Origin of the sequence: Nocardioides sp. NPDC059952 (genome assembly GCF_042730435.1) — a bacterium.
Lineage (GTDB): Bacteria > Actinomycetota > Actinomycetes > Propionibacteriales > Nocardioidaceae > Nocardioides.
On record NZ_JBHWLY010000112.1, the window covers coordinates 1 to 12,366 of the forward strand.

Consider the following 12,366-nt stretch of genomic DNA (forward strand, 5'->3'; position numbering starts at 1 on the left):
GCTGGCTATGAGTCACACCACGACCGAGACCGGCACCAACCCTTGCATCAGTCGGCCCCAGGCCAACCAGACCCGATAATCACAGGCTGGCTATCAGGGGCGGCGGCCCCGGTGTGGCCGCGGGGTAGTCGCTCCTCGGGAGGGGGACGCTCCCTGGCGAACGAACTTTCATTCACCCGGCCTTGCCGAACGAACATTCATTCACCCGGCCCTGCCGAACGAACATTCATTCACCCGGCCCTGCCGAACGAACTTTCGTTCACCCGGCTAGCCACCGCCCCTCGGCGGTTGGTAGGTGAACGAAAATTCGTTCGCCCTTCAGACCCCAAGCCCCTACCCAACCCACATCGCCGCGCCAAACCCCTGCCGCCGGCCCGATAGCCAGCCAGTCTTTTCTCGGCGACGGCCGGTGTCAAGGATCGCCGAAGGCGACCGGCGTCAGCCGGCGGCCGCAGGCCGTCCTTTACTCCGGACGCCGCCGAGAACACCCTCCAAGCAAGGGTCGGCGGCAGACACCAGCCACAAATCACGGCATCCAGCTACGACCGCCGAGTCAACACCCTCTGCGCCACCACGAACACCAGCACCAACACCCCGATCGTGATCCGCGTCCACCACGACGACAACGTGCCGTCGAAGGAGATGAAGGTCTGGATCGTGCCCAGCACGAGCACCCCGAGCAACGACCCGACCACGAAACCGCGGCCGCCGGTAAGCAGCGTGCCGCCGATGACCACCGCGGCGATCGCGTCCAGCTCCATCCCGACCGCGTGCAGCGAGTAGCCCGAGAGCGTGTAGAGCGCGAACAGGAGCCCGCCCAGCGCGGCGCACAGCCCGCTGATCGCGTACACCCCGACCTTGGTCGCCGCGACCGGCAAGCCCATCAGGAGCGCCGACGGCTCGCTGCCGCCGAGTGCGTAGACGGTGCGTCCGAAGCGTGTCGAGGCGAGGACGTACGCAGCCACCGCGACGATCACCAGCGCGAAGACCGCCGTCCACCCGAGGTAGTAGCCGCCGGGCAGGGTGATCGAGCCGAACGCGATGGCCGAGAAGGTCTCGTCCTTGATCGGGATCGAGTCGACGCTGATCAGGTAACAGAGCCCGCGGGCCAAGAACATGCCCGCCAGAGTGGCGATGAACGGCTGGATGTCGAAGTAGTGGATCAGCAACCCCATCGCGGTGCCGAGCAGGATGCCGGACAGGAGCACGACCACGATCACCGCGACCACCGGCAGGCCGAGCTCGAGCGTCCGGGCCGCGATCAGCGTCGAGAGCGCCACGTTGGAGCCGACCGAGAGGTCGATCCCGCCGGTCAGGATCACGAACGTCATCCCCACCGCGAGCACGATCAGGAACGCGTTGTCCAGCAATAGGGTGAGGAAGACCTGCGGGTCGGCGAACCCCTCATAGCGGATCCCGCCGACGCCGAACATGCCGATGAACAGCGCGAACGTGCCGATCACGGGCAGGTAGCGGCGCGGCGGGCTGTAGCGGGCGATCCTGGCGATGACACCGGTCTCGATCGTGGGCACCTGAGCACTCATGCCACAGCCTCCTCTCGGCTGGTCGGTGTGCGGTCGCTGCGCCGTTGCAGCACCGACCGCGCCTTCGGCGACTGCAGCAGGCACACGACCACGACCACCAGCGCCTTGAACAGATAGTTGGCCTCGGCCGGGATGCCGATGTTCGGGATGGTCCGGGTGAGCGTGGCGATCAGCATCGCCCCGACCAGCGTGCCGGTCAGCGAGAAGCGGCCGCCGGCCAGCGACGTACCTCCGATGACGACGGCGAGGATCGCGTCCAGCTCGATCCACAGCCCGAGGCTGTTGGCGTTCACCGAGTGGGTGTTGGCGGCGATGATCAGGCCGGCGGTCCCGGCACACAGTGCCGCGAAGACGTAGACGGTCCAGATGATCGTCCGTGACCGCACCCCTGCCAGCCGGCTCGCCTCCGGGTTGATCCCGACCGACTCGATGAGCAGGCCGAGCGCGGTGCGGCGTACGACGATCTGGGTGGCGGCGAAGACACCGAGCGCGATCAGAGCGGCGACGGGGAGGGTGAGCAGGTGGCCGGAGGCCAGCGCGGCGAAGGCGTCGTTGTTGACGGTGGTGATCTGGCCACCTGTCACCAGCATCGCGATCCCTCGGCCGGCGACCATCAGTACGAGCGTGGCGATGATCGGCTGGATGCCGACCACCGCGACCAGGAAGCCGTTCCACAGCCCCAGCGCGACGCAGACGGCGAGCGCCATCGTGATCGCGACGACGGCCGTGCCCGCGGCGCCGTCGGCGGGGCTCTTGACGATGTAGACGCAGGCGACGGCACCCGCGATGGCCGCCACCGCGCCCACCGAGAGGTCGATCCCGCGGGTCGCGATGACCAGCGTCATCCCGATCGCGACCAGCAGCACCGGGGCACCGTTGCGGACGATGTCGACCAGGCTGCCGAAGAGGTGACCGTCCTGGATGCGTACGTTGAAGAACGTCGGCGTCGCGATCAGGTTGACCACCAGCAGAGCACCGAGCGCGACCAGCGGCCAGAAGAGCCGATCGGCCACGGCTCGGGCGCCGAGGGCCTTGGCGGGTCCGACGATCTCAGGCATCTGCTCGCTCCTTCTCGGCGAGGCCGCCGGGTTCGCCGGTGATGATCTCGAGTACGTCGTTGACGTCGACACCACGGTTGGGTCTCTCGGCGATCTTGCGGCGGTCCTTGAGGACCACCAGCCGATGGCTCAGCCGGAGCACCTCCTCGAGCTCGGCGGAGATGAACACCACGCTCATCCCCTTCTCGGCCAGATCGGCGACGAGCTGCTGGATCTGGGTCTTGGCGCCGATGTCGATGCCGCGGGTGGGCTCGTCGAGCAGGAGTACGTCGGGCTCCGTGATCAGCCAGCGCGCCAGCAGGACCTTCTGCTGGTTGCCACCGGACAGACTCCGCATCGGCAGGCTCGGGTCGGCCGGTCGTACGTCGAGAGCGGTCATGAACTCCTTGACCAGCGTCGAACGGGTGGCCGTCGGGATCGGCCGCAGCCAGCCACGGCTCGCCTGCAGGCCGAGCAGCATGTTGTCGGCCACGGAGAGCTCCTCGAAGACGCCCTCGGCCTTGCGGTCCTCGCTGCAGAAGGCGAGCTTGCGGTCGATCGCGTGCCGGGGGCTGCGTAGCCTCCGGCGACTCGAGCCGCGAACGGTGAGGTCTCCGGTGTCCGGGGCGTCGGCGCCGAACAACAGCCGGGCCAGCTCCGTACGCCCCGAGCCGAGCAGGCCGGCGATGCCGACGACCTCCCCGGGAAAGAGGGTGAGGTCGGTGGCCTCCAGGCTCCCCTTCCGGCCCAGCCCGACCGCACTCAGCACCGGGAGGCGCTGCTCGGTCGCAGCCTCCTCGGACGCCTCGTGCACGGCATGGTCGAGGCGTTCGAGGACCTGGAGGTCGCGGCCGATCATCAGCTGCACCAGCTCCAGCTGGGTGGTCTCCGCGACCCGCCGCTCGCCCACCACGCGGCCGTTGCGCAGGACCGTCATCCGGTCGGAGATCTCGAAGACCTGGTCGAGGAAGTGGGAGACGAAGACGATCGCGGTGCCCTGGTCACGCAGCCGGCGCATCACCTCGAAGAGCCTGGCCACCTCGTCGGCGTCGAGGCTCGAGGTCGGCTCGTCGAAGATCAGCACCCGGGCCTCGGTGTCGACGGCACGTGCGATCGCGACGAGCTGCTGGACGGCGATCGGGTGGCTGCCGAGCTCCGAACCGGGGTCGATGTCGATGCCGAGGCCCTGCAGCGAGGCGGCGGCCCGGCGGTTCATCGCCCGGCGGTCGATCGCGCCGATCCCGTTGAGGCGGCGCGGCTCGCGGCCGAGGAGCATGTTCTCGGCCACGGTGAGGTTGGGCACCAGGTTGACCTCCTGGTAGACCGTGCTGATCCCGGCGTGCTGCGCCGCGGCCGGGGTGGCGAACCGGGTCTCGACGCCGGCGATCTCCACCCGTCCCGAGTCGATCGTGTAGACCCCGGTCAGGGCCTTGATCAGCGTCGACTTCCCGGCCCCGTTCTCCCCCATGAGCGCGTGCACCTCCCCCGGCAGGAGTCGCAGCGAGACGCCGTCGAGCGCTCGGACCGCTCCGAACGTGATGGAGACGTCGAGCATCTCCACCACCGGCCGTGGTGGCTTCGTTTCTGCCTGGCTCATGTCGTGCTTGCTCCTGGCGGGTCGGGGGCGGCGGAATGCTCACCGAGGTGACTCGGTGGGTGCGCGCTTCCCTCGCGGAGTTCCACGAGGGAAGCGACGCCTCACCGAGTGACCTCGGTCAACGGCGTCAGTACTTCCGGTCGGGCAGCGCCTCAGCGGCCTGCTCCGGCGTGAAGGTGGTCTCCTCGGTGACGATGCGGTCGGGGACCTCGTCGCCGGCGACGACCTTCTCGGCGACGTCCATCAGCTGCGGCCCCAGCAGCGGGCTGCACTCGACGATGAAGTTGATCTCGCCGGCGGCGAGCGCAGTCATGCCGTCCTTGACCGCGTCGACGGTGATGATCTTGATGTCGGTGCCGGGCTTCTTGCCGGCCGCCTTGATCGCCTCGATCGCGCCCAGGCCCATGTCGTCGTTGTGGGCGTAGACGACGTCGATCTTCGGGTTGGACTGCAAGAAGGCCTCCATGACCTGCTTGCCGCCGTCACGGGTGAAGTCACCGGTCTGGGACTCGGTGATCTTGATCGTGGAGTCCGAGGAGATGACGTCCTCGAACCCCTTCTTCCGGTCGATCGCGGGCGCCGATCCGGTGGTGCCCTGGAGCTCGACGACGTTGACCGCGCCATCCTTGTCGACGTCGGAGGCGTCGGCGTTGTCGACCAGCCACTGCCCCGCCTTCTCACCCTCCTCGACGAAGTCGGAGCCGATGAAGGTGACGTAGAGCGAGGTGTCCTCGGTGTCCACGGCCCGGTCGGTCAGCACGACGGGGATCTTGGCGCGCTTGGCCTCCTGGAGCACCGCGTCCCAGCCGGTCTCGACGACCGGGCTGAACGCGATGACATCCACCTTCTGCTGGATGTAGGACCGGATCGACTTGATCTGGTTCTCCTGCTTCTGCTGCGCGTCGGAGAACTTCAGGTCGATGCCGGCCTCCTCGGCCGAGTCCTGGATCGATGTGGTGTTCGCGGTGCGCCAGCCGCTCTCGGCTCCGACCTGGGCAAAGCCCATGGTGATCGAGCCGTCGTCGGCAGCTTCGCTGCCACCGCACGCGCTGAGCGACATCCCGCCGACGGCGAGCGTGCACAGGGCGATGAGGGTCTTCTTCACTGTCGTCCTCCAGTTTTTCACTGCGGCGGCCAGTGTGACCGTCGTCACGATGCGCCCTAGTGTGAGCGTTAACATTCACGCGGTCAAGCGGAATCGGAAGATCGGTCCGAATCGGCAGCAGGTCGTCCGGAACTCCCCATACTGTGTCGATATGACGCTCACCCTGACCCCGGAACAGCCGCGCCGGATCGCCGTCCGCGCCCAGCTCCTCGATGCGCGCCGGCCCGTCTCGCTGGTGGAGACCGTCGACCAGCTGACGCTGCTGCAGATCGACCCGACCAGGGCGATCGCGCCGAGCGCGGATCTGGTGGCGTGGTCGCGGTTGGGCGATGCGTACGATCATTCGGATCTGACCTTCGCCCTCGAGCAGGAGCGCTCGCTGGTGGAGTTCTCCAGCTTCATCGTGCCGATGGACGAGATCGAGACGGTTCTCGCCCTGTCGCCGGGCCGGATCCACCCCACGGCTCTCGAGTGGGTGGAGGCCAACAAGAGATTCCGTACGCAAATCCTGGATCGCCTGCGAGCCGACGGTCCGCTCGTGGCCGGCGAGATCGAGGACACCTCCGAGGTGCCGTGGGCCTCGACCGGGTGGACCAACGACAAGAACGTGCTGCGGATGATCGAGCTGCTCAACCGGATGGGCGACGTCGCCATCGCCGGCCGCCGCGGCAAGCTGCGGACCTGGGACATCGCCGAGCGCGTCTACCCGTCCGACCTGCGCCTTCCTTCCCCGGAAGAGGCGCTCAGGGTGGAGACGGTGCGCAGGTTGGGCTCGCTCGGGATCGCCCGTCCCGGGCGGAAGGACTCCTCCGGAGGCGAGGTGCTCGGCGCCGGTGACGCGGGCGTCCTCTGCACCGTGGCCGGCGTCGACGGCGAGTGGCGGGTCGACCCCGAGGCACTGGCCGCCCTCGAGGACGGGTTCTCCCCAAGGGCCGCCCTGCTCTCCCCCTTCGACCGCCTCGTCTACGACCGCGACCGGGCGCTGGACCTGTTCGGGTTCGAGTACGTCCTGGAGATGTACAAGCCGGCCGCCAAGCGGCGCTGGGGCTACTTCGCCCTCCCGATCCTGTACGGCGAGCGGCTCGTCGGGAAGCTCGACGCGAAGGTGGACCACAAGAAGGCGCAGATGAACGTCTTCGCCGTCCACGAGGACATCGGGTGGACCGGGGAGATCGGGGACGCGGTGGAGGCCGAGATCGAGGCGCTGGCCGGGTGGCTGGGCGTCGAGATCACCCACCCGTGACAGTGACCCGAAAACAGGGCAAACCGACGCGAATTGCCCTTCTCCACCTCCTTCGAGGCGCTTACTGTGAGCGAACGGGGTCGGAAATCGATCAAAGGAGACGATCCGAATGGCAACGCTCAACCCCTACATCAGCTTCAAGTCCGAGGCCGCTGAGGCGCTCGAGTTCTACCGGTCGGTGCTCGGCGGCACCGTCGAGACGATGACCTTCGGCTCCATGGGTGACGCGATGGGTCCGGTGGACCCGGAGGCGAAGGACCTGATCATGCACGGCTCGCTCACCCTCGACGACGGCCTCGTCCTGATGGCCGCCGACACGCCTCCAGGGATGGACCACGTCGCTCCGACCGCCGGCGTCACCGTCGCGGTGACCAGCGCCGACCCCGCCGACCAGCCCCGCTTCGCCGACTACTACGCCAAGCTCTCCGAGGGCGGCACGCCCGCGATGCCGTTCGCGCAGGCTCCATGGGGTGACTACTTCGGCCAGTTCGACGACAAGTTCGGCGTGAGCTGGATGTTCGACGTCGCCGGCCCGGACTCGGCACAGGCCTAGACGAAGGTCCGCCCAAAGATCCGTCTTTCGTAGGAGGCGTCGATCAGCGAGCCGTTTTACTGTCGGTACATGCTGATCGCAGAAGACCTGCTGCTGCTCGTGCTCGACGACGAGAAGGGCACGCTCGCCTCGTCCTGGGTCCAGCAGGCGCTGGGCGGAGCGATCCTGACCGAGCTCGTCATGACGGGCTCGGTCCAGATCGCCCCCAGGTCCGGGCTCAACCCGGCCAAGGCCATGGCGCTGCCGGGCAGGCGGCCGGACGAGCCGATCCTGGCCGCTGCGTACGACGTGCTGGCGGCCAAGCCCCTGGCGGCCAAGAACGCCGTCACCAACCTCGGCAAGGGCCTGCACGAGGCCCTCGCCGCGCGGCTCTGCGACCGCAACATCCTCAAGCGCCGCGACGAGAGGATCCTCGGCCTCTTCCCGCGCACCACCTGGCCGGCGGCGGACTCGACCCACGAGAACGCCGTACGCGGCCACCTGGTCGCCGTGCTGGTCCAGGGTGCCGCGCCGGACGCACGGACGGGACCGCTCATCGCCCTCCTCTCCTCCATCGACCTCGCCCACAAGGTGGTCGACACGAGGGCCGTCGGCGCCGGGGCGGTCAAGAAGCGGGCGAAGGAGATCGCCCGGGGCGACTGGGCCGCCAAGGGCGTCAAGGACGCGATGGACGAGGTCACCGCGGTCATGACCGCGGTGATGGTCGCCACCACAGCCGCCACGACCACCGCGGCCATCTGACCCGACACAACCCGAGGATCGCAGTCACCGGGTGACTGCGATCCTCGGGTCTGCGTCTGCGGTCAGCCGAAGAAGACCCGCAGGTCGGCGGCGATGACGTCGGGGCGCTCCAGGGCGGCGTAGTGACCACCCTCGGGAAACTCCGACCAGTGCTGGATGTTGGCGTTGTCCCGCTCTGCCAGCGACCTGATCGTCTGGAAGTCGTCCTTGAAGACCGCCACGCCGATCCGGCCCTGGGAGACCTCCGGCTCACGCTCGGCGCGCCCCTCCTCGAAGTGGTAGCGCGCGGCCGAGGCATAGGAGTTGGTGAGCCAGTAGTAGGTCGCCTGCTCGATGACCTGCTCGGGGGTGACCAGCGACGTGCCGTTGCCGAAGGACTCGAAGAGCTCGCTGTAGGCCAGCGTCCCGACCGGCGAGTCGGCCAGCGCCGCACCGATCGTCTGCGGGCGGGAGCCGTTCATCGTGTTATAGCCACCGACGGACTGGAACCACTGCAGGTGCTCCAGCGCGGCGTACTCCTTCGGCCCGAAACCCTCGAACTCGCTCGGGTCGCCGGAGGGGAACGAGAAGAGCTGCAGGACGTGGGCGCCGAGGAACCCCTCGGGGTCGAGCAGGGCCAGCTCGCGACCGACCATCGCGCCGCCGTCGCTGCCGTGAACCCCGTAGGACTCGTAGCCCAGCCGCCGCATCAGGACGTCGTACGCCTCGGCGACCCGCCGCATCGTCCAGCCGGTGTCGAGGAGCGGGGCCGAGAGCCCGAAGCCCGGCATCTCCGGGATCACCAGGTGGAAGTCCGCGGAGAGGTCCTCGACCATCTCGAGGAACTCCAGGAACGAGCTCGGGTAGGAGTGGGCGAGCAGGAGCGCCTTGGCGTCGGCCCGCGACGAACGTACGTGGATGAAGTGGATGCTCTGGCCGTCGATCTCGGTCAGGTAGTTGGGCAGGGCGTTGATCCGCGCCTCGACCGCCCGCCAGTCGAACGCCTTCCAGCGCTCGACCATGTCGGTGAGGTAGGACGTCGGGGTGCCGTACGTCCAGGAGTCCCCGGGCACCGCGGGTGCGAACCGGGTGTTGTCCAGACGGGCGCGGAGGTCGTCGAGGTCCGCCTGCGGGAACTCGACGGTGACGGTGCTGATCTCGGTGTTGATTCCCTTGTTGACCTGCGTGTTCATGACATCTCCTTGGTTGTTTTCGACCTTGTGAGACCAGGTTATGAACGGTTCCGGCAAGCCTGATTCCGGAATTTCGCTGGCCGACGAAGTTGTTTTGGCGCAGTCTGAGCCCGTGCTGGAAACCTCCGCGCGACTCCTGGCGCTGCTCGGCCTCCTGCAGTCCTCGGCCGGCTGGACAGGAGCCGATCTGGCCGCTCGGCTCGACGTGTCCGAGCGCACCGTGCGCAACGACATGACCAAGCTCCGCGAGCTCGGCTATCCGGTCGAGTCGGTGCGCGGCCCTGGTGGGCGCTACCGGCTCGGCGCCGGCGGCAACCTCCCGCCGCTGCTCCTCGATGACGAGGAGGCCGTCGCCGTGGCCGTGGGGCTGCGCGCCGCGACCGGGATCGCCGGTGTGGCCGAGACCAGCGCCCGTGCCCTCACCAAGCTCGACCAGGTGCTCCCCGACCATCTGCGTCGCAAGCTCGCCGCGGTGGTCGATGCGATGGAGACCGGCCCCGTCAACACCGACAGCAACGTCCCCGACCCGGATGTCGACGCCGGCACCCTGCAGGCGCTGGCGACCGCGATCCGCGACGGCTCCGGCGTACGCGCCGACTACCGCGGCGACCCCATCGAGGTCGAGCCCTACCGCCTGGTCTCCTGGCAGCGCCGCTGGTATCTCGTCGCCCGCGACCCGCGCGAGGACTCCTGGCAGCCGCTGCGTGTCGACTGGCTGCGCCTCAAGGTCCCCGGCGGCCGCCCCTTCCGTCCGGTCGATCCGGGCTTCGATCTCACCGAGTTCCTGGTCCGTGAGGTCGCCCGCACCGGCTGGTCCGTCCATGCCCGCCTGATGATCGCCGCCCCCGCCGACGAGGTCATCGCCCGGATCAATCCCACCGTCGGCACCGTCGAGCCGATCGCCCCCGACCGCAGCGTCCTGGTCACCGGCGGCGACAGCCTCGAGGTCGTCGCCGTCTGGATCGGCATGCTCGGCCTCGACTTCACCGTGGAGTCCCCGTCGGAGCTCCGCGACCACCTCGACGTCCTCGCGAAGCGCTACGCCGCGGCCATCACCGCACCGTAATGACGACGTCATGCTGATCGCGGAGGACCTCGTGCTGCTGACGCTCGATGGGGTCAGCGGGAGACCCGACAGCGGCCTCAGCCCTCGAATGCTCGATCTCCTGGCCGGCGGCGGCCTGGTGTCCGAGCTCGCACTCTCCGGCGCGGTCCAACTGCACCCCGACCCCGTCACTCACAGGCTGGAGGTGCATCCGACCGGGGTCCGGATACCTCAGGATCCTCTCCTCCAGCGCAGCCTGATGCTCGCCGGCGGTCATCCGCGCCCCGCGCCCCTGATCAGAAGCTGCGGAATCGACATGCACGGCCAGCTCGTCAACCGCCTCGCCGACCAGGGCTTGCTGCGCCGGGAGCGGGAGAGGCGCTTCATCATCACCCGGACCTCATGGCCCGCCGCCGAGTTCAGTTACAGACAGGACGTACGCCGCCACCTCGCCGCCGCCCTGTTCAACGGCGTCGCCCCGACCCGGCGGACGGCCACGTTGATCGCCCACCTCGCCGCCGTCGGCCAGATCCACCGGCTCTTCGACTCCCCCGTCGCGTTCCCGACAGACATGACGCACCGCGTGGATCACGTCACTCGGGGCGACTGGGTCGCCAGCACCGTACGCGGCATGTTTCGGCCATCTCGCGCACGAGGCAGCTGGTACGGGGGCGGCGACGGTGGAGGCTTCTTCGGTGGTGACGGCGGAGGTGGCGGAGACGGCGGGGGCGGTTGACGCCCGAACCTGGCCAGGTAGTGCCAGACCCGCTTCACCGGCGTGCGGCCGGTCGGGGTGGAACTGCAGCGTGACGCTCATCCTCGCGCCGCGACCGCGCTCACGAAGGAGCGGATCAGCGGGTGGACGGGGGCACCGGCGAGGGCGCCGATGTGGGGCTGGAACATGCTGGTGACGTAGAACGGGTGGTCCGGGAACTCCAGGACCTCCGCGCCGGCGTCGTCCGCGGTGGCGCCGACGACGACACCGATCTTCTCCAGCGCAGCCACGGCTTCGGCGCTCGGCGCGTAGTTGCAGAAGTGCATGCCGACGAACGGCTCCGGCTGCCAGTCCGCGAAGCGGGTGCCGGGGATGGGAGTGACCAGCCGCTCCTCGCCGTAGAGCGAACATGCCAGCGCCATGACCGCGTTGTCCTCGCCCTCACCGTCGGACTCGGCGTGGGTCGCGGCGGAGCCGATCACGTTGCGGGTCCACTCCAGCACCGCGTACTGCATCCCGCCGCACACCCCGAGGAACGGGATCCCCCGCTCCCGCACGACCGTGAGCGCCGCGATCACCGCAGCGTCATCGGCATAGGGAGAGCCGGGAACCAGCCAGACCCCGTCGTACGCCCCGACGTGGAACCCGGAGTCGGTCGGCACCCACTCCGTCTCGGCCCCGAGCTCGGCCAGCTGCGGCCGAAGGGCGTTGAGCTCCTGATGGCTGCGGTGTCCTCGGTCGTCGCCGAGCAAAGCGATCATGCACCGGATCTTCTCAACCAGGTGGATCCCGATCCATCGATTTCAGCCGTGGTCGGACTAAGTCGGACTAAGCTAGACTGGCATCATGACGACGCAGGTCAACATTCACGAGGCGAAGACGCATCTGTCTCGCTTGGTCGACCAGGCCGAGCACGGCGAGACAGTGATCATCGCGCGCGCTGGGAAGCCCGTCGTCCAGATCACTGCCCTTCCACAATCCACGGTCCGACTCGGTGGCCTCCGCGGCATGTTCTCGCTCCCGAGCGATGACGAGTGGGAAGAGATGGACGAGGAGATCAGGGGCATGTTCGACCCGGAGCTCGAGATCCAGGCGAGTCGCGACTGATGTTGCTCGACACCAACGTCCTGATTCGGATGACGGCGTTCCCCGACACGTTGGGACCCGTGGCCTGGGACCTCATCGAAGGGGGTCCGGTCTACGCGTCACCGATCTCCCATCTCGAGATCACGATGAAGCGGATGCTCGGCAAGCTCGATGCGCCGGAAGATCTCGTCCGACTCTTCGGCGATCAGGGCATCACCCGGCTTCCGTTCACGGAGCGGCACGCGGCACGCGTGGCCAAGTTCGAGGCGTTGAACAAGCACGACCCCTTCGACCGGATCCTGGTTGCTCAGGCCTCAGCGGAGGGCCTCGAGTTCATGACGTCCGACCGCATCCTGCTCGGGCTCGGCCACGACTGGATCCTGGACGCACGGAAGTAGGTCGAAGTTGGCCATGACCCGGGGTACGCGGAAATAGAACGATTAGGGAAAACCGGCTGTTTAACCGCCCGGAGGGAGGCACGGAGGTGGTAACGGTGTAACGCGTATGGGAGAAACGGGGGGGGGTTGG

At 68.3% G+C, this 12,366-nt stretch carries 13 protein-coding genes; 7 read left to right on the top strand and 6 right to left on the bottom strand.

Going from position 1 to position 12,366, the window contains the following annotated elements:
* Positions 1–539: 539 nt before the first annotated feature.
* The 4 genes from yjfF to ACFV9G_RS28560 all read right to left on the bottom strand — a co-directional run bounded on the left by yjfF (position 540) and on the right by ACFV9G_RS28560 (position 5,283).
* Entirely contained in the window at positions 540–1,544 is a 1,005-nt protein-coding gene (gene yjfF / locus ACFV9G_RS28545) for a galactofuranose ABC transporter, permease protein YjfF (RefSeq protein ID WP_378732612.1), read from the bottom strand.
* Positions 1,541–2,602, bottom strand: a complete 1,062-nt coding sequence (locus tag ACFV9G_RS28550; protein WP_378732614.1) for an ABC transporter permease — start codon at positions 2,600–2,602, stop codon at positions 1,541–1,543. Before ACFV9G_RS28550 ends, yjfF begins: the two co-directional genes overlap by 4 nt.
* Positions 2,595–4,178: a sugar ABC transporter ATP-binding protein gene (locus tag ACFV9G_RS28555; protein ID WP_378732616.1), complete on the bottom strand. Its 1,584-nt coding sequence runs from the start codon at positions 4,176–4,178 to the stop codon at positions 2,595–2,597. Before ACFV9G_RS28555 ends, ACFV9G_RS28550 begins: the two co-directional genes overlap by 8 nt.
* Positions 4,179–4,305: 127 nt before the next feature.
* A complete protein-coding gene (locus ACFV9G_RS28560; protein WP_378732618.1) occupies positions 4,306–5,283 on the bottom strand; it encodes an ABC transporter substrate-binding protein in 978 nt (325 codons plus the stop codon).
* 151 nt (positions 5,284–5,434) lie between these two features.
* Here ACFV9G_RS28560 and ACFV9G_RS28565 point away from each other — a divergent pair, with 151 nt between their 5' ends.
* The 3 genes from ACFV9G_RS28565 to ACFV9G_RS28575 all read left to right on the top strand — a co-directional run bounded on the left by ACFV9G_RS28565 (position 5,435) and on the right by ACFV9G_RS28575 (position 7,820).
* Positions 5,435–6,526: a DNA glycosylase AlkZ-like family protein gene (locus tag ACFV9G_RS28565; RefSeq protein ID WP_378732620.1), complete on the top strand. Its 1,092-nt coding sequence runs from the start codon at positions 5,435–5,437 to the stop codon at positions 6,524–6,526.
* A 109-nt stretch (positions 6,527–6,635) separates the two neighbouring features.
* Positions 6,636–7,079, top strand: a complete 444-nt coding sequence (locus ACFV9G_RS28570; RefSeq protein ID WP_378732622.1) for a VOC family protein — start codon at positions 6,636–6,638, stop codon at positions 7,077–7,079.
* A 69-nt stretch (positions 7,080–7,148) separates the two neighbouring features.
* Entirely contained in the window at positions 7,149–7,820 is a 672-nt protein-coding gene (locus ACFV9G_RS28575) for a GPP34 family phosphoprotein (RefSeq protein WP_378732624.1), read from the top strand.
* 62 nt (positions 7,821–7,882) lie between these two features.
* On the opposite strand, the gene ACFV9G_RS28580 is transcribed toward ACFV9G_RS28575, so the two are convergent.
* Positions 7,883–8,992 (bottom strand): epoxide hydrolase family protein, encoded by a 1,110-nt coding sequence (locus tag ACFV9G_RS28580; protein WP_378732626.1) that lies wholly within the window; start codon positions 8,990–8,992, stop codon positions 7,883–7,885.
* A gap of 112 nt (positions 8,993–9,104) precedes the next feature.
* Between ACFV9G_RS28580 and ACFV9G_RS28585 the strand changes: the two genes are divergently transcribed.
* Positions 9,105–10,058 carry a helix-turn-helix transcriptional regulator gene (locus ACFV9G_RS28585; protein WP_378732629.1) on the top strand — a complete coding sequence of 318 codons (954 nt, stop codon included), beginning with the start codon at positions 9,105–9,107 and terminating at the stop codon, positions 10,056–10,058.
* A gap of 10 nt (positions 10,059–10,068) precedes the next feature.
* Positions 10,069–10,773 carry a GPP34 family phosphoprotein gene (locus ACFV9G_RS28590; RefSeq protein WP_378732631.1) on the top strand — a complete coding sequence of 235 codons (705 nt, stop codon included), beginning with the start codon at positions 10,069–10,071 and terminating at the stop codon, positions 10,771–10,773.
* A gap of 77 nt (positions 10,774–10,850) precedes the next feature.
* On the opposite strand, the gene ACFV9G_RS28595 is transcribed toward ACFV9G_RS28590, so the two are convergent.
* Entirely contained in the window at positions 10,851–11,513 is a 663-nt protein-coding gene (locus ACFV9G_RS28595; protein WP_378732633.1) for a CTP synthase, read from the bottom strand.
* Positions 11,514–11,598: 85 nt separating this feature from the next.
* On the opposite strand from ACFV9G_RS28595, the gene ACFV9G_RS28600 reads away from it, so the two are divergent.
* Entirely contained in the window at positions 11,599–11,859 is a 261-nt protein-coding gene (locus ACFV9G_RS28600) for a type II toxin-antitoxin system Phd/YefM family antitoxin (RefSeq protein WP_378732635.1), read from the top strand.
* The gene (locus tag ACFV9G_RS28605; RefSeq protein ID WP_378732637.1) at positions 11,859–12,236 is read left to right on the top strand and encodes a type II toxin-antitoxin system VapC family toxin; all 378 of its coding nucleotides are present in this window, start codon (positions 11,859–11,861) and stop codon (positions 12,234–12,236) included. Before ACFV9G_RS28600 ends, ACFV9G_RS28605 begins: the two co-directional genes overlap by 1 nt.
* Positions 12,237–12,366 lie beyond the last annotated feature (130 nt).